The 18,775-nt window shown below is 38.9% G+C and carries 7 protein-coding genes; 1 reads left to right on the top strand and 6 read right to left on the bottom strand.

Annotation, left to right across the window (positions count from 1 at the left end):
* Positions 1 to 312: 312 nt before the first annotated feature.
* The 5 genes from CXF85_RS11265 to CXF85_RS11285 all read right to left on the bottom strand — a co-directional run bounded on the left by CXF85_RS11265 (position 313) and on the right by CXF85_RS11285 (position 14,895).
* Positions 313 to 786 (bottom strand): tRNA-uridine aminocarboxypropyltransferase, encoded by a 474-nt coding sequence (locus tag CXF85_RS11265; RefSeq protein ID WP_101228633.1) that lies wholly within the window; start codon positions 784 to 786, stop codon positions 313 to 315.
* A gap of 315 nt (positions 787 to 1,101) precedes the next feature.
* Positions 1,102 to 9,852, bottom strand: a complete 8,751-nt coding sequence (locus tag CXF85_RS11270; RefSeq protein ID WP_101228634.1) for a VCBS domain-containing protein — start codon at positions 9,850 to 9,852, stop codon at positions 1,102 to 1,104.
* A gap of 10 nt (positions 9,853 to 9,862) precedes the next feature.
* Entirely contained in the window at positions 9,863 to 11,188 is a 1,326-nt protein-coding gene (locus CXF85_RS11275; protein WP_101228635.1) for an HlyD family type I secretion periplasmic adaptor subunit, read from the bottom strand.
* A complete protein-coding gene (locus CXF85_RS11280) occupies positions 11,181 to 13,238 on the bottom strand; it encodes a peptidase domain-containing ABC transporter (protein WP_101228636.1) in 2,058 nt (685 codons plus the stop codon). Before CXF85_RS11280 ends, CXF85_RS11275 begins: the two co-directional genes overlap by 8 nt.
* Entirely contained in the window at positions 13,231 to 14,895 is a 1,665-nt protein-coding gene (locus CXF85_RS11285) for an ABC transporter transmembrane domain-containing protein (protein ID WP_101228637.1), read from the bottom strand. Before CXF85_RS11285 ends, CXF85_RS11280 begins: the two co-directional genes overlap by 8 nt.
* Positions 14,896 to 15,149: 254 nt before the next feature.
* Between CXF85_RS11285 and CXF85_RS11290 the strand changes: the two genes are divergently transcribed.
* Positions 15,150 to 16,550, top strand: a complete 1,401-nt coding sequence (locus CXF85_RS11290) for an ATP-binding response regulator (RefSeq protein ID WP_101228638.1) — start codon at positions 15,150 to 15,152, stop codon at positions 16,548 to 16,550.
* Between the two features lie 377 nt (positions 16,551 to 16,927).
* Here the strand turns inward: CXF85_RS11290 and CXF85_RS11295 are convergent, their stop codons facing one another.
* The gene (locus CXF85_RS11295) at positions 16,928 to 18,727 is read right to left on the bottom strand and encodes a DUF885 domain-containing protein (RefSeq protein ID WP_101228639.1); all 1,800 of its coding nucleotides are present in this window, start codon (positions 18,725 to 18,727) and stop codon (positions 16,928 to 16,930) included.
* Between the last annotated feature and the right edge of the window lie 48 nt (positions 18,728 to 18,775).

Consider the following 18,775-nt stretch of genomic DNA (forward strand, 5'->3'; position numbering starts at 1 on the left):
TTATCCTGACGCATATTGTCCTGAGGCATAGGCACGCTTCTTTATTATTTTAAAGTGGCTGAACATTAATTTTACCACTGAAATTAAACAATATTTGACTGAATAATAACAACTCATTGTTTCGCTGGAAAGCTAATTATACAAATGTCTGCTTTGGTATTTTAGTGATTATCATCCGGCGGCACTAATACAAAACAAAATAGTTAATTTTCAAAGTATTAAGTAGCACGTTCGTTTAACATTAAATCAATCTCACACACGTAAACATTACGGTATTGTTATCTATTTTCGGTTGAAACTTATTGTTAAATTTTAGCCATTAAATTGGTCAAATTTTAATAATAATTCCGATGCTATTTTATCTTGCCCTTTAATTTTTAAGACTTCGATTATACATTCGATGGTGCACAGACCACCTTCAGGTTGATTGGCCCTAAGTTTGTATAAAGAATTATTTCCCGTTTTCAACGTAAATAGTGCCGCATTCTTTAAATAAGCGCTGTGGTTGAACATTTTCTTTGCTTCTTGCCATGTGCTATCAATAATTATAATGTTTTCATATTCTTCAATGACCGCAGGTGATGTATCGCCCTCTACTATTGATTCGCCCTTCGAATATAATAATACCGCTTCATTATTTTCTATTAATCTCATAAGTTCTTTATTAGGATTTATCCTTTCCCAAAGTATGCGTTCAACAATGTTCTGAGAATTTTCTAAAGCAAGAGAGCCGGTATTCGTTCCTCTATGTAATTCACGCTCATGGGTAAGTAAAAATATTTTCATTTTTATATGTTGTTCCGCTTTAGAGTATTGTTATAAAGCTTGTTCGCCAAGTTTGATGATGGTTAGCTTAAAACCTAGATTAAGCGCTTAAAATACAAGGAGGTTAGCCCTATTGGTATCCAGTGGATTATAATATAATTGGTTAGGGTAAGCGATAAAAGAGCTGAATATTATACATACCTTGAATGTGCTAGTGAGGTAGATTTTTAACTATAGTAATTATCAAATTCAAAACAAAAAAATAAATAAATAAATCAAAGTTGTTTAGCCACCATACAGGGAATGTCCTTGTTGATTATTAATATTCATCTAATATTAGAATTGTGAATGCATATCGTTTAATGCTTGATTCAAGTCATCGTCGTCATCAATGTTTAAATTGTCTAAATGTGAAGTGTCATTAGCGTTATCGAGTAATACATTTTCTGCTTGAACACCCTGCTGTTCTTCATCTGCAAGTGGATTTTCAAAAACGTCTACTGTCATACTATCTACTAGGGGATCTGAATTTTCAGAATGATTTCCACCAATGAAAGCAGATTCAATTTCTGATGATGGTATGTCGAATTTTGATGTTTCTTCATTACTAATACCTAGCATTTGAAGATAGTGATCAACCGGCTTAATTGAAAGTAAGTCCTGAGAAGCAGAAAAAATATCGTTATCATCAACACTATTGATATCCGTTACACTTATTTCTTGAACATCTTCAATTATACTTACAGCTTCTGGATCATCATTCATATCTGACACTTTCGGAGTCAGTGCTGGCATTAGAGTTATTGGCGATATATCCATGCCCGTTAATGTGGTTTGGTCAATATGATGACCACTATTTCCATGCACTGATTGTGAATGTAAATGTAAATGAACTGCGACTTGTGAATTTTGATTACCGCCTAGTGTTAATAAAAATGAATCAGTTTGATCCGAGCCACTTCCGTAGGAGCCACTAGTATGACTCTTAATAACACTCGATGAAGATTGATAATCATAATTTAGCTCACCCGTTGCGGGGTTAATATGCAAGGTGCCATATTGACCGTGCAGTGAACTAAGGGAGTGTCCATGGTTATCGGAAATTCCCCAGCCTGTTAATGATGTTGCCGTTCCCTGAACAATTGGAGGCGTACCAATAGAAGCATGCAAGTCTTGATGGCCTGCCCCACCTGTTATTCTTGCAGGCGCGACCAGTGTTGGCATAGGTGGAGCATCACTGTGACCGTTAATGGTCATTTGGACCTCTTGGACTGTGGTTCCACCATGACTATCATCGACCAGTAATGAGAATTTATCGGTCAATTGGTCACCATCGTTTAAGGTATCAACGTTGGAATCATTGTTATTCAGTGCATATATCCAAGTTTGAGTGGTGCTGTTATAACTCACTGAGCCATATTGCGGCTGATGGTTAGGCTCGACTGTCACCGAGTGTTGATCGCTATGATCAACATCGCTAATCGTAATTTGGCCGGAAGTTGAATTACCTCCATCTTCCGTAATGTTATGGGGACCTTGCTGAACTTCGGTGACGACTGGTTTGTCATTGGTGCCTGTCACTTTAATAACAATGTCTTGGGCTGTCCCGTCTAAAGTATAAACTCGATGGGTAACCAGCACTTCTTCATTGGCTGCAAGGTGTTGAAGTTTGGTGTTGTCCACGTCATATGTCCAAGTGCCACCTGAGCTTATGTGTAAAGTACCACCAAACGGATCATCCACGCTGGTCGTTCTTCGATATTGAAAACCTTGTTGCCCAGCATCAGGATCGGCAACAAACACGTGTCCCGTCACTTCAATATGATTACCTGTGATAATGTCATTCTCTTCAATAACATCACCTGTGATATCGCCGCTGACGATTGCTTTATCTTGAACTTCAGCAAGCGTTGTTGATGCGCTGGTATGTGTCACGCCACTATGAGCATCTTTTACATCATAACTAAAGTGCACTGCGCCGGTGTAGTTTGCCGTTGGTTTAAAGGTAAAAGAGCCATCGGAATTTTTCGTTATAGCGCCATGGTCAACACTTATACTATCAACATGAAGTTGCTGAAGGTCGTTATCATCAACATCGCTAGCATTGGCCAGCAGTTGCGCTTGGGTGATGTGAATTTCTGTATCTTCAATACCCGCAGCTAGCGAAATGGCACTGGTAATGATGGGGGCATCATTAGTACCATGAACCGTAACGGTAATATCTTGATGCGCACTGCCATCAATAGAGTCAACGGTGAATGTTTTTTGGTAAGATTCGCCTTGCCCCAAATGCTGAACTTTTGCGTTGTCGATAGTGTAAGCCCAATCACCGCGTGAGTTTATAAAGAAATTTCCTCCCTCAGCTGTAGAGATATTTTGTGCAACAAAACCTGCTTGATCATGATCGGGGTCGATCACATGTAAATTTCCGCCACTCCATATCTGAGTCGGTGTGCTCGCCGAGGTACGATCTTCATAGGCGTGATTAGTGAAACTTGAATAGGGGGCCACAGCAATGCTTGCTTTGTTATCCTCTCCAATAACTTTCACAATGATTGTCAGTGATTGCCCATCGCTGGTTTTTATCTCGTAAGGGATATCCGTCGATTCACCAGTGCGCAAACTAGCAATATGGTCATCTGCATAGCGATTGTTGGCGTACTGTAAGGTAAATTGATAAGACCCATTAGGCTGAACTCTAAGAGAGCCTGGTGGGAACCCATTACCTAAATATGTTCCGCTGGATTCAAAGTGCGTATTATCACCACTATCTGGGTCGATAAGCTGAAGTATTCCTCTGAACGTATTATGTTGGCTATCAATCGCCTGTGTTTCAGTCATCTGAATGACGTTAGAAACGAGGGTGGCTTTATCGTCTGTTCCTTGAATGGTTAAATCTGCCGTTTGTTGGCTTTGGCCACCATGACCATCTTCGACCAGATAAGAAATTACTATTTTAAGTGATTGTCCATTTTGCAAATGTTCATAGGCTGAGTCAGTCGCATCGACAATGATACTATGACCATCGGCAGCCAACGATAGTCCAGCAGGTAGGAGTGTCGTACTAGGTGAACCATCTACAGAATAAGAGAGTTGATTGATACTTAATGAGTCACCTTCTTTATCAGTCGCACCTAACAGTAGGTCTAAGCTATGATGATTACGTTCTCCCTCTTTAACGCTATCCGTTAATGGTGAAACATCTGGATTATCATTTACTGCTGCAAGTGTTGTCGTTGCATTAGTATGAGTGACACCACCATGAGCATCTTTTACGTCATAACTAAAATGCACATCACCGTTGTAATCTTTTCCCGGGGTAAAGCTAAAGCTAAAGCTACCATCTTTGTTATCAACGACAGTGCCGTGATCTGCGGTTAAATTCGCGATACTCAGTTGACCTAAATCATTCGCATCAATATCGCTGGCATTCGCTAAAAGCTCAGCTGATGTAAGGTTAATGACCGTGTCTTCGATACCAGAGCTTAATTGAACTGCTGAACTACAATAAGGTGCGTCGTTGGTTCCGTGGATGGTTACTTGAATTTCATGTTCGGTGCCATCAATTGAATGAACTACAACCTTATCTATCGCTGTTTCACCAGCGCCTAAGTTTTGTACAACCGTTTTGCTGGTATCAATTTTGTATTCCCATAAACCATTAGGCCCAATGCTGAGATGGCCGCCAAGGTCACTGCTATAAGGTGCCCATTGTGGGTGCATTGCATCTTTGATAAATGATCTAAATTCAAAATGGTTTTCGCCTGAATCGGCATCAGTGATATGCAACTGCCCTTGAGTCTCTATCATATTACCAAACCATGAAACTACAGGAGAAACATTTCTGTCTTCAGTGACACTACCTGAATCTTGCCCTGTAATCACTGCGTTATCTTGGGCTGCTGTTAACGAAGTTGTTGCGCCCGTATGCGTAACACCACCATGAGCATCTTTTACGTCATAAGTGAAATGCACTTGACCGTTATAGTCTTTTGCAGGGGTAAAGATAAAGGTTCCATCGTGGTTATCAACAATGCAGCCATGATCTGCAGCTAAATTGGCGATACTCAGTTGCCCTAAATCGTTAATATCTATATCGCTGGCATTGGCTAAAAGTTGCGCTGAAGACAAGTTAATAACAGTGTCTTCGCTACCCGCTGCTAATTGAACTTCTGAGCTACAATAAGGTGCGTCGTTAGTTCCGTGGATGGTTATTTGAATTTCATGTGCAGTGCCATCAATTGAGTGGACAACTACTTTATCAATCGCTGTCTCACCAGCGCCTAAGTTTTGTACCACCGCTTTTCTTGTATCAATTCTATAATTCCAAAAACCATCTGAACCTATACTAAGATACCCGCCTAAAGCACTTACTATAGGATGAAAATCAGGGTGTCCTGCATCATGAATAAAAGCATAGTTCTTAAAATCAAAGTGATTCTCTCCGGCATCTGGATCACTAATATGCATTTGTCCATGTGCTTCAATCATATTGGCATTGCCTGCTACTACAGGGCCGACATTGACATCTTCTTTTACATTTCCATCGTCTTGTCCGCTAATGACTGCGTTATCTTGGACTCCCGCTAACAAGGTCGTTGCAACTGTTTGAGTGACGCCGCCATGGGCATCTTTGATGTCATAACTGAAAAGCACCTCACCGTTGTAGTCTTTCTCGGGAATAAATCTAAAACTACCGTCCTTATTGTCAATAATAACGCCATGATCAGAAACTAAATTAGCAATGCTCAGTTGCCCAATATCATTGTGATCAATATCTGTCGCGTTAGCGAGTAGTTCAACAGTAGACAGTTGCATATCTGTGTCTTCAGTGCCTGCGACTAGCTGTACTTTAGCTGACACTATTGGCGCATCATTCGTACCATGAACCGTCACAGAGAGTACTTGACTAGCAGTGCCATCTTTAGAATGGACGGTGTGTGATTCTGTGAAAGACTCTCCAGCGCCTAAATGTTGAACCGTATCTAGCGCATTATCAATTTTATAACTCCAGCCCCCATCGGCTCTGATTCTGAACTCTCCATGATGTGCTGTCGTTACTATTTCAGGTTTTAAATACGCATCACCATGATCTGGGTCGATAACGTTTAGCATGCCACCTGAATATAAATGCGTAGGGCTCGCAGGTACAAAATGTTCTTCAGTGACATTCTGATTAGCAGACAAGGCTTGTGGCATACTGACTTCGATTCGGGCGTCATGATCTTCACCATGAATGGTAACAGTGACAATTTTTGTTTGACCATCACTGGTTTTTATTTGATATTGATCAGTTAAGGTTTCACCTGCTTTGAGCGCTGCGACTTTGTCATTTGCATGATGATTACGCGTCATATCTAGATCATACTCATAATGCCCATCAGGCCAAATCGTTAACGCGCCATAACCTTGAGTTCCTTGATCACCCGAGAAGGCAAACTGAGTGTGGTCGTTAGTATCTGGATCTACTAAATTAAGTGTGCCACCAACTTTACTGCCCATCTGATAATAGGTATGTAATGCTTCGCTTTCTGTCATATCAATGGTAGAAGATTGCAGCTGTGCTTTATCATCACTACCTATCATCGTAATTGTCGCAACAGCTGCTGTTTGGCCGCCATGATTATCATCCACCATATAGTTGACGACTATATCGGCTTTTTGTCCCGCACTAAGGTGCTGAAAAGTAGGATTGTGACTATCAACAACGAGGGTATGTCCATCACTTGCAAAACTAACACCCTTTGGTAACGGTCCTGTTTTCCCTTCAAATGTAATTTGAATTTGACTGATTGAGAGTGGATCACCATCTACATCGGTGGCATTCCCAAGGAGGTTAACTTGGTGCTTTTGATCGGTGTCTTCAGTTAAACTATCCGTGATTGGTTTTACATCTGGATTGTCATTTATGGCTTGTAGATTAGTTGTAGCACCTGTATGCGTCATCCCACCATGTGCATCTTTAACGTCATAACTAAAATGGACTGCACCGTTATAATCTTTATCTGGCGTAAAAGTAAATGAGCCATCTGAATTTTGATTAACTACACCATGATTTGCAGTTATTGAGTCAATATGAAGTTGACCTAAATCATTCGCATCAATATCGCTGCTATTGGCTAAAAGTTGAGCGGCTGTAAGATTAATAGTTGTGTCTTCTGTACCCGATCTTAATTGGACTTCTGAGGTACAGTGAGGAGTATCGTTGCTACCGTGAATTGTTACGACAATATCATGTGTTGCTCCATCTGCTGAAGTAACAATAATAGTATCGGTAATACTTTGCCCTGCACCTAAGGATTGAACAGCATTTGATGAATTATCAACGGTATAGTTCCAATAACCCTTTTCACTTAAGATAAAGGTTCCATGAGGTTGTGCTGTTTGTTGACCAACAAAATGAGCTTCACCTGCGTCAGGATCAGATATTGTTAACTGACCATGTGTGGCGATTCCCTGATAGATAGGTGTAAGACCTTTAAGTGTATTTACAGCCGTTGCGTTAACATCCTCAGTTACACTACTTATGTCTTGTCCTGTTATTACTGCGTTATCATTAGTGCCTGTAATAGTAGTCGTCAAGGTTGCAGAGGTTTTATTGCCCGCAGCATCGGTGATTTCATAGGTAGCATAGTCATGTTCAACCTGACCCGCTGTTAGCGCTTGAGAGCTAGTATTATCAAGCTGGTAAGTGTAACTTCCATCTACTTTAAAGTGATAAGTACCATAAGATCCAGTGACATCTGTGGTTATTACTTTTGTGCAATCATGATCATCATTAGTTAAAACATTACCACTTGTTGCAGCCTTCGACTGCCCTTCTATTGCTGTACTTGAATCATCTGTAGCTGAGACATTTGTATCGACAATATAGCTGTGATCATCCGTCTTAGTCATATTATGCCCAAGAGAATTAGTTGCTACTAATATTGCATGAACATTTGTATCTACCGCTAAGTCACTGCCCGGGACTAAAATACTGAATTTTCCTGATAAAACCATTCCATTGAAATTATGTCCATTTATTTCAAGTGTGACTAAATCACCATCAGTTACATTCCCACAGACATCACCTGTGACAGTAATATTAGTTTTAGATTCTATCGCATTAATTATATTGTCTGGAGTAATCGCATTGACAGAAATACTTGCTGACATGGGTACTTGATTGGGTATCGCTGTCGGTATTTGACCCGGCGTCAGCGTTGGTACTTGATTGGGTATTGCTGTCGGTACTTGACCTGGCGTCAGGGTTGGCACTTGATTGGGTATAGCGTTTGGTACCTGCCCCGGTGTTAGTGTAGGTACTTGATTCGGTATAGCGTTTGGAACTTGACCTGGCGCCAATGTTGGCACTTGATTCGGTATAGCGTTCGGTACTTGACCTGGCGTCAGGGTTGGCATTTGATTCGGTATAGCGTTTGGTACTTGACCCGGTGTTAGCGTTGGCACTTGATTCGGTATAGGGTTCGGTACTTGACCTGGCGCCAGTGTTGGCACTTGATTATATATAGCAGTAGGTACCTGACCCGGTGTCAGCATTGGCACTTGATTGGGTATAGCGTTTGGAACCTGACCTGGCGTCAGTGTTGGCACTTGATTCGGTATAGCGTTCGGTACTTGACCTGGCGTCAGCGTTGGCACTTGATTCGGTATAGCGTTCGGTACTTGATTCGGCGCCAGTGTTGGCACTTGATTCGGTATGGCTGTCGGTACTTGACCCGGTGTTAATGTTGGCACTTGATTTGGTATAGCCGTCGGTACTTGACCCGGTGTTAGTGTGGGTACTTGATTCGGTATAGCCGTAGGTACTTGACCCGGCGTTAGCGTTGGCACTTGATTGGGTATAGCGTTAGGAACTTGACCTGGCGCCAGTGTTGGCACTTGATTAGGTATAGCAGTAGGTACCTGACCCGGTGTCAGCATTGGTACTTGATTGGGTATGGCTGTCGGAACTTGACCCGGCGCCAACGTTGGCACTTGATTGGGTATAGCGTTAGGAACTTGACCTGGCGTCAGCGTTGGCACTTGATTGGGTATAGCGTTCGGTACTTGACCTGGCGCCAATGTTGGCACTTGATTCGGTATAGCGTTCGGTACTTGACCCGGTGTCAGCATTGGTACTTGATTGGGTATCGCGCTTGGAACCTGACCTGGCGTCAATGTTGGCACTTGATTAGGTATAGCGTTTGGTACTTGACCCGGTGTCAGCATTGGTACTTGATTGGGTATCGCTGTCGGTATTTGACCCGGCGCCAGCGTTGGCACTTGATTCGGTATGGCTGTCAGAACTTGACCCGGCGCCAGTGTAGGCACTTGATTGGGTATCGCTGTCGGTATCTGACCCGGCGCCAGTGTAGGCACTTGATTGGGTATCGCTGTCGGTACTTGACCTAGCGCCAGTGTTGGCACTTGATTCGGTATAGCGTTTGGTACCTGACCAGACTGTAATTTCGAACCGATAGAGGGGGTAACCTGATGACTATGAGCAGTAGTAACGGATTCTCCTATTTGAGGGTTTGGTGGAACTTGTGAGATATTACTTGTAGTTAAACCATCAACACCTAAAACGGAAGGGTTATGATTCAAAACAAAACCTTTCTCTACGCCATTAGTAAGATTAAATGTCGCACCTTGAGGTGTTGTGACTGCTCCACCTTTTCCTATTCTATGAAACTTTGGTGGGTTGATTGTATCAATCGCTGGTTCTGTTGAATCTACTTGTTCAGCTGGTAAATCGCCTTTTAGAGAAAACTTCTCTTCACTCGTATTTAAAATATTTTCTGTTACGTTTTCAGCTATTAATGAATCATTTTCTAATGCTGTATTTTCATTTGTTACTGCTAACTGGTTACTCTGTTCTAAAGGCTCATTAACCAAATGAGTCGTTGACTTATCTGCAACTATGTCAGTATTCAATTTATCAAAATTGTCTTTAATATCCTTGAATTCTTTAGCTTTGAGTCGCTCTACATCTTTATCCGCTTTAAGTACTTTTTCTTTCGATACGCTTAAATTACGTGTTTTACTCGATTCTTCATTAGCGACTTTATCTTTTGGCTGTGATTTATCTTTATCGTTTGTCATATTAAAGCCTCTATCTCTCACCAAAAGCACTAGTTACGTTAGTAAAAACCGGTTTCCATAAGTATTGAAAAATAGTTTTATCACCTGTAACAATATCAGCCTCCCCCGTCATACCGGGTATCAACTCTAAATCACCAGGGTTCTTACCAAAATAGGGTTTATCAATGGCAATTTGAACCTTATAAAAAACACCACCTCTTTCATCGGCATCCGTACTCGGTGATATTTTCTTAACTATGCCATCTAAAGCACCATATCTACTGTAATCAAAAGCATCAATTTTAATTCTTGCCTTTTGTCCGATAGAAACAAAACCAATATCCCTTGGAGATAATTTCGCTTCCAGTAAGGCTTTTGCTGTAACAGGAACAATAATCGCGACTGTTCCTCCTGGAGGTATGACACTACCAACACTACTACTGGGAATTGACTGAATAATGCCATTAACGGGTGCAACAACGGTATTTTGCGAAACATCCGAATCTGATGATCTTTGTCGTGCTTCAATCGCAAGAATCTCACCTTGAGTTTCTGTTAATGTCTCACCTACGAGTTTTAAAAGAGACGCTTTTTTACTGTTAAGTTGTTCATCTAAATTTGTAATATTTTTGGCAAGCACTTGTTCTTTTCCCTCTAAAACGCTGAGTTCACGTTTATAGGAATCCAGTTTTTGTTGGGTTTCTAATAACTTTAACTGCGAAACACTCCCTGTTTCTGCAAGCGTTTTCATCATAATGAGTGTTTTTTCAGAAGCTAGAATCTGGTCTTCTAATGCTGGTATTTCTTTTTCTATCGCATGGTATTCGGCTTGCGTTTTAGCCACCTCAGATTTTGATAATGACTCTATTGCGCTTAACTCACTATTCATACTTCCTAATGCTTGACGTTGCTGAAGCGTTAATCGAGGAAAAGTTTCGTTGTAAGCATTAAAGTCCGCTTCTCGTCTTTCTTGAAAAGCAGATAATCGTTCCTTTTTCATTATTAAATTAGCATATTTACTTGCTAATTCTTCTTTCGCTGATTGACTATTAATGGCGATAAAGTTAATCAAAATATCGCCTTTTTTTACTACATCGCCTTCTTCCACAACAATAGAGTTAATTGTTCCGCCTAACTGGCTTTGAATAACTTGTCGATGACCAACTGGCACAACTTGTCCCTGTGCTTTAGCAATTTCCTCAACTTTTGAAAAAATAGACCACACTAACAAACAAAATATTGAGCCTAAAATCATATAGGTGATATTTCTGATCACTTTTCGCTCTATAGGCGCTTCAATAGCATCAGAAAACTCATGCTCAGGCCATTGACGGTTCGCAAGTTGGCGGTTATTCATGATTTGATGACTCCATTTTTTGTGAATTTTTTTCAGGGATTGGCCCTGCATAAACAACACTACCTTTATCTAAAACAATCACTTTATCAGCGAGTTTTATTAATGCTGGATCATGACTACTAAAGACAATTGTCGCCTTGCCTTTTAAAGCTAAGATCGTGTTGCTAAATACTTCTCTCGCTTGAGGGTTTCTGTTCGCTAATGGTTCATCTAAAATAATAAAGTTAGAATTTTTAAGAAAAGCTCTCGCTAAATTTATATAACTTCCCTCAACTGCAGAAAGCATGTTGGATGCGTTATTTTCTAATTTGACGTTTAAATTGGAGTTTAATGAAACAAATAACGATTCAGCTCCTGCCTGTTTCAACGAGGCAATTAATTCATCATCGGTGGCGTTAGGTTTCGCAATACGTAAATTATCAGCTAACGTTCCAGGAAATAAATCTGGCTCTGCGGGACAATAGCCTGCATATTCTCTGAAAGTTTCGGGATCATATTGTTTTAAGTTTTTATTATTTACCATAATAAAACCCGCTTGAGGTTCAACCACACCAAGTAAAGACTGTAATAATGATGTTTTACCGCAGGCGTTGGGACCAATCACTGCGACACAGTCACCTGATTCAATATCAGCCGAGATACCTGATAACACGGGTTCTTGGTTAGCACTGTACCTCAAGGTTATTTGATTTATTTTAATCGTTGGCGCAGTTTCTCTGTCGGGTTGCTCCATTCGGTATTCATTTTGTTCAGGGCTTGCCCCCATAAACCGATCGAACTGTTGAATAGCTCCACTCATCATGGTGAATTTTTGCCCTGATGAAAAAGCTAATTGAGCAGGTCCGGTAATTCGCCAAATCAACATCACACAGGCAATTAAAGCGCCAGCGGTAATGCTTTGATTTAAGACTAAGAAAATCCCCGTAAATACAGTAGCTAACGCCGTAAGCATGCTCAACGCATGAGCCGTAGCAGTTTTTAATCCGTTACGTTTTGCGAAAAGGAAGTTTTGTCTACAAGATTCTCTACACTGCCTAAAAAACTCAACTCTTCGAGCTTCAGTTTGTCCACTGGCTTTAAGTTGCAATACATTTTTAGATAACTCATTAATAGAGTTTTGATATTCACTGTTTATGGTGGGTATTACCCGTGCGGTATAGCGATTCAGTAACTTCATCACTAAGTAATAGACAAACAGCATGATAATAGGCACTAAGACTAACCAGCCACTTAAAAAGGCAATGGCAGAAAAAGCAATGATAGTGAAGGGTAAATCGATTAACCCTGCACCACCGGGTCCTGAAACCATGCCTCTTACCTTTTCCGCATTTCTCATTCTTGCGATGTGATTTGACAGACCAACGCGAGACAATACCATCAACGGCATTCTTAATAGTCTACTGAAGGTGATATCTGATAAGTCACGAGCAAATTTATTACTCGCACTGGCCACTATTTTGGCTCTAATAAGACGACTGCCAATTAATATGGCTAAGGCGATAAAGGCGCCCAAGGCTATTTGAGGTAATACATCGGGTGCTTGTCCACCAATGACTCTGTCATAAACAGACATAGTAAATAAAGGTACCGCTAATCCCGTTAAACTTGATAACAAACTCAGCCAAAATACTGGTTTATACCATTTTTTTTGTTTTGATAAGTGTTGTGAAAATGTTTTACTTGAAGATTTCTTAGTTGGCAGGTTTTCTATAATAATGACTTTTGCCTGCTCAAAACCTTTCCTAAAAGAAACCCGTTGCCAAGACTGTTCAGTTGTTAACTGCTCATATTGATTGTTTTTACGTCTAGAAACAAAAGCCTCATCTTCTTGAGGAATAACCAAAAAAGGTAATAACGTATGATCTATATCCTTTTTGTTCATTGGCCGCACATGAAAATTAAGACTGTATTTTCTTAAAACATCTAAGAGTTCAGTGGTATCTAATTTATCTAGCCGCGTATCTACTAAAATGCTGTTCGCTTGAGAATGTAAGCCTAACTGTTTAAATAGTGCGATTAATGCAACGTTAAGGTCATTATGATTATTCATGAGTTGACCCTCTTTTTTCAGACAATACCGTATTTTCCTCTCCCTCATTTGTCAGGGTCATTGTGACATCGCTAATTTCAGATAATTCATCAAAGTAGGAAACCGCTAACATGGTCATCTCACCTTTAAGTGATCGAAGTAAGGTTAACAACCTTGCCTGGGAGTCAGAGTCAAGTGCAATCATGGGTTCATCCAACAACAGAATAGACGGACTTTGCACCATGGCGCGTATTATCGCCATTAACTTTATAGCGCCTTTCCCAATCATCTTATTGTTGTCTTCTGTTACCTGTGTTGAATAGCCTGCAGGTAATTGTGCGATGGTATTTGTTAACCCTAAAACGTTAGCGTATTGCATTGCTAAGCTTTCGTATTGCGGTTGAAACATGGTCATATTTTCTAATAAGCTTCCTGCAAATAACGTTGGCCAAGGAGGAACATACAAAACCGATTGACGAAATTCATTGACTGCATGTTCGACTATCTCCACGCCATCAATAGAAATACTGCCAGCATTTACATGTTTAAATAAGCCTAACGTTTGCAGTACTGCGCTTGCGTGCGTCAGGGGGTTTGACTGAATGGTACAAAGTTGACCGGCTTGGATAGTTAATGATAATTGGGTTAGTTTTGCGCCCATGTGTTCAAAATTAACCGCCTTAAACTGTATTGGACCTAATGGTAGTTTTTCGTTATAAATTTTGGCACTGGTAAATGCTTCTTTGGGAAGTGACAATAATCCATCCACATTTGCCATGGCCACTTTGGCTATCGCGATTCGAGAACGAAGACTGACAATAGCACTTAGGGGAGCAACAGCCCTACCCGCTAAAATTGAACAGGCTGCTAAACCACCCGTTGTTAAATCACCATTTAATACAGATAAACAACCTAGTAACACTAAGATCAACGTTGTTGCTTGGGAAGCACCTTGAATTAATTCTTGTAGTTTGGCTGACAACCAATCTATTTTCTCTTGCTCTGCTAATCGTTTAAAATTTAATTCGCGGTATTCTCGCGATAAACGTTGTTCTAGTGCTAACGCTTTTACTGTCGTAAGGCCTGATAATACATGAAGTAAGATTGATGAACGCTGGCTGTCTGTTACCGATAATTCATCCGTTACTTTCGATAGGTTTTTACTTATCAGTAACACCAACGAAATAACAACAAACCAAACCACGATGGGGATAAACACTAAAGGTCCACCAATATAAGCTACTAAACCTAGAAAAATTAACACAAAAGGGAAATCCATTATTGCAACAGCAGCTTGCCCTGAATATAAGTCCCTCATTGTTGCGATACCTGACAAGCTATTAAATAGACTTCCGCTACCCATTTTATCAAGGGGCTGATGATCGGCTTCCATAATTCTGTTCACGACATTTATCGTGGTTTGTAATTCGAAGTTAGCAGCAGAAGAAGCAAGCATCCAACTTCTTGCATACCTTAAAAACAATTCGAGTAATATTGCTATAGCAACGCCAATAACAAGTACAGTTGCGGTACCATAACTTTGGTTTGGCAATATTCGATCGTAGATTTGTAGCATGGTAAAAGGGAGCGCTAGCGACAATAAATTGATAAAGACTGATGAGAACGAGAGTTGAGTTAAGGCTGTTGTATTATTCAACAAGTTAAAAGTTGATTTCATGCCATTTGGTTCCTTAGACGTACTTATTATTTTTATTGGTCACCACTTTATAGTAGTCGATAAAAAACAAAGTGTTAGGAATAAAATATAAGTAATGATTATATAAATTTAAAACTTCTAGTACATTTTTATAAAAAATCAATCTATTTTTATATCAAGATACTAAAAAACAGAATATGTACTACGATTAATTATCATAGTATTAATTTAATACACAAAAGTTAATTTATATATCATTCGAGAAGGGAATCATCGTGGACATACTTAAAATTTCATTGGTTAATCTACCTGAACAATTGACCTACCCATTAACCAAGATAATTAAAAAAGAAAAATTAGGATCATGTAAAGCTATTACCTGTAGTAGTTCCCTTAGTTATTTTAATGGTGACATTGAATGTACCAATTTTATTGTTTTTTATGATAGCGATATGTCAGAAGAGCATATAATCGAGCTAAAAGCGCCAAGCGATATTCCGGTAATATTAATCACAGACCAATCTAACTTCGAGATGGAAAGAACCGCAAAATTAAATAACATCGACTTGGTAATTAATGCATCTGATCCTGAATTAATATCTTTAATTTACGGCTTTATCAAGCAATACAACATTTATCAGTATCAGCACGTACTTGTTGTCGATGACTCTAGAGTTGATACCTCCATTATCACCAATAATTTGTCGAGAGATTTTTTAAAAAACGATAACGAGCATAACCCCGAACATGTTATTGGTCTTCTAAAAAATTCAGAATCGATTAATATTATTATTCTAGATTATGAAATGCCACATCAAAATGGCTGTGAATTAATGGAGGAAATTAAAAATACATTTCCCACAAGAGAGTTCATTTTTATCGGAATAACAGGAAGTAGAAATGGCGCAATTAAGTTTCTCCACGATGGCGCCGATGATGTTTTAATAAAACCACTAGACCATGATATTTTTTCACTCAAGTTAAAAAAACTAATATTTAACTCTCATAAAATACATCAAGAAAAAAAATCATTAGATGACTATAAAACAATCATTCATAGTATTATTCACAATGTATACAATCCTATCTATGTATTATCAACTATCAACGATATTTTATTAGAAAACACGGTAGAAACAGACGAGTCTTCTCATTCGAAATTACTGTGTAAAACAGCTAAAACCAAATTGACCAGTACTTTGAGTTATGCCTTAGGTTATTTAGAATTATCAAATAATTTACATGATTCATCATTAAAAAATCATTCTTTACATTCAATGATATCAGGCCAGCTTTTAATAGGTGCAAGTAAAGCTAAAGTTAGTAACATAGTAATTAAAGAGTCGTTGAACCCTAATACAAAGAGCATGCATGCTCCTAGCCAAATAGAGCAAGTGATAACGTATCTCACAAAAAATGCAATTAATAAGACCTCTGAAGGGTGTGACGTAAATATTCGTCTATATCATGATAAGTTTAATATCGTATTTGAAGTAGAAGATAGCCATATTTCAAATAGAGAACATTACGAACAAGACACATCAATTGATTATGTTTTATGCACCAAGATAATCGATTCTCTTGGTGGTTCAATGGGGCGAAAACAGGGAGAAATGGGCAACATTGGTTATTTTAAGCTTCCATCAACTACGTTAGTTTCAGGAGAGCTCCATTAATGATTACAAGTGATAATCAATAAAGGATCTCCATATAACTCGATATTAATGGTTACTTCAGTGGTCTTTGGTTACTACCTGCATAGTAGCTATAACTTACATCAAAATTTTAGCTACTGATTTCATTTAATAGTGATTAAAAATCGAAAGAATAAAAAAAACCGTAATCTTTCGATTAACGGTTTTTTTATTCTGTGACGGGGAGAATGAGACTAATATGGACACTGGTTATATTCAATAAAATTGCCATTGAAGTGACTGTTTTAAAATACTAACCAGCTCAATAAACCTTCATAGTAAGGATATTTCCAATCAAAAAATCAAATGTATTATGAGCACTAATACTACTTGTAAAGTGATGAAAAAAATTAACTTTCCTATTTTTTGTTTAAGGTGATGAATCGATCTATTTCAGCTTCAACCATAGCCAATGGCAATGCACCATTACTCAATAAAGCATCATGAAATTCACGTAAATCAAATTGTTCGCCTAATGTTTTTTCTGCCTTTTTTCTTAACTTCCAAATGTGTAATTCACCTAATTTATATGAAAGTGCCTGACCAGGCCATGATATGTAACGATCAACTTCAGCCCTAACATTCGCTGGTGATAATGAGGTATTACTTGATAAGAAGTCTATCCCTTCTTGTCGACTCCATTTCATTGCATGTATTCCTGTATCAATAACTAAGCGACAAGCTCGCCACATCTCATAGCTTAATCGGCCAAAATGATCATAAGGAGTATCATATAGTCCCATTTCAACACCTAACTTTTCAGAATATAATCCCCAACCTTCACCATAGGCAGAAAAATACAGACCTAAACGAAATTTAGGCACATTTTTCAATTCACTTGATATAGCCGATTGGTGATGATGTCCAGGTACTGATTCATGTAATGTTAACGCGGTAAGTTCATACAATGGTCGTTGGTCTAACTGATAGGTATTTAGCCAATAAGCACCTCCACGTGTTCCACCTACAACGGCTGAATTATAGGAGGCGGTAGTATAATTAGGGGCTATTTCTTTTGGAACAGCTACAACCCCATAAGGTAGACGAGGTAACGTTTTAAAAAATTCAGGCATAATATAATCAATTCGTTTAGCAATATACGATGCTTCTTTTAACAAGTCTTTTGGTGTTTTAGCGTAAAATTGAGGATCTGTTCGTAAGTATTCCGTAAATTCGTCAAATGAGCCCTCAAATTTTGTCTCTTTTATTATTTCAACCATTTCTGCGCGGATCCGTTTTACTTCACTCAGTCCCGTTTGATGTATTTCGTTAGCTGTGATATTTGGTAAAGTCGTATATTTTTTAATTTGATGAGCATAATAAGCTTTGCCATTATTCATTTGTTCAGCGCCAAGGGTTATCGTAGCTGCCTGCAAATATTCACCACCGAAAAATTCGGCAAATGTTCTAAAGGCTGGTACGGCCGATTGAGATATAGCTTGCTTGGCAGACTCTCTAAGTTCTTCTTTCTCTTTGTCTGATAACCTAGAGCTCATTTTAAAAAACGGTTTGTAAAGACTGCTATCAGTTGGCTTGTCATATATCTGAGCTTGTACCGTAGGAAGAATACCTTCAACAACAATTTTTGGGAGTGTAAAATTGGTGCGAATACCTTCACGCATGTTGGTTATGTTTTCATTAAAATAACGCGGTATCTCGTTGAGCCTTGCGATGTAATCATTGTAATCTTTAGTTGTATTCATCGGTAAGCCATTACCCATATCCAATACCCCTAAAAAAAAGCTATAAAAAGTATTAAGTGGAATACGTGATAAATTTAGTTGGTACCCTTGAATAGAGTCTTCAATAACCCACTGAAATAATTTATTATTTACACGATTAGAGGCGGATAATTGCTTAGGGTCGATTTTTACTAATTGACCCAGTATTTTTATCTCTTCTGCAAGTCGCCTATCATTATCAATTTTTGATACTCGATTGAGTAAATGATTATAGGTGGTGATACCTTCTGATGTTGCTGACATAGGACTTTCTTTTAACGAATAATCCCAGTGCTGTGCAATCAGTTTTTCTAATTTTTTATCTGCGTTTAGTGATATTTTATCATCAGCCATCAGGTTCGGTGCAAAGATAAGCGTGGACAAAACAATACACAAACCTCGGATGTTTTTTAAACTTTTATTTTTCTTGTTTATCATTATTTATTCTCGTTACTCATTAGAGTAAATGAACCAGCAACATAAAGT

It is taken from the genome of Colwellia sp. 75C3 (assembly GCF_002836255.1).
GTDB lineage: Bacteria > Pseudomonadota > Gammaproteobacteria > Enterobacterales > Alteromonadaceae > Colwellia.

What these genes read in the sequence shown, in the direction of transcription:
- CXF85_RS11265 (WP_101228633.1), bottom strand. Translation starts at nt 786, where the DNA reads ATGAAAATATTTTTACTTACCCATGAGCGTGAATTACATAGAGGAACG.
- CXF85_RS11270 (WP_101228634.1), bottom strand. Translation starts at nt 9,852, where the DNA reads ATGACAAACGATAAAGATAAATCACAGCCAAAAGATAAAGTCGCTAAT.
- CXF85_RS11275 (WP_101228635.1), bottom strand. Translation starts at nt 11,188, where the DNA reads ATGAATAACCGCCAACTTGCGAACCGTCAATGGCCTGAGCATGAGTTT.
- CXF85_RS11280 (WP_101228636.1), bottom strand. Translation starts at nt 13,238, where the DNA reads ATGAATAATCATAATGACCTTAACGTTGCATTAATCGCACTATTTAAA.
- CXF85_RS11285 (WP_101228637.1), bottom strand. Translation starts at nt 14,895, where the DNA reads ATGAAATCAACTTTTAACTTGTTGAATAATACAACAGCCTTAACTCAA.
- CXF85_RS11295 (WP_101228639.1), bottom strand. Translation starts at nt 18,727, where the DNA reads ATGATAAACAAGAAAAATAAAAGTTTAAAAAACATCCGAGGTTTGTGT.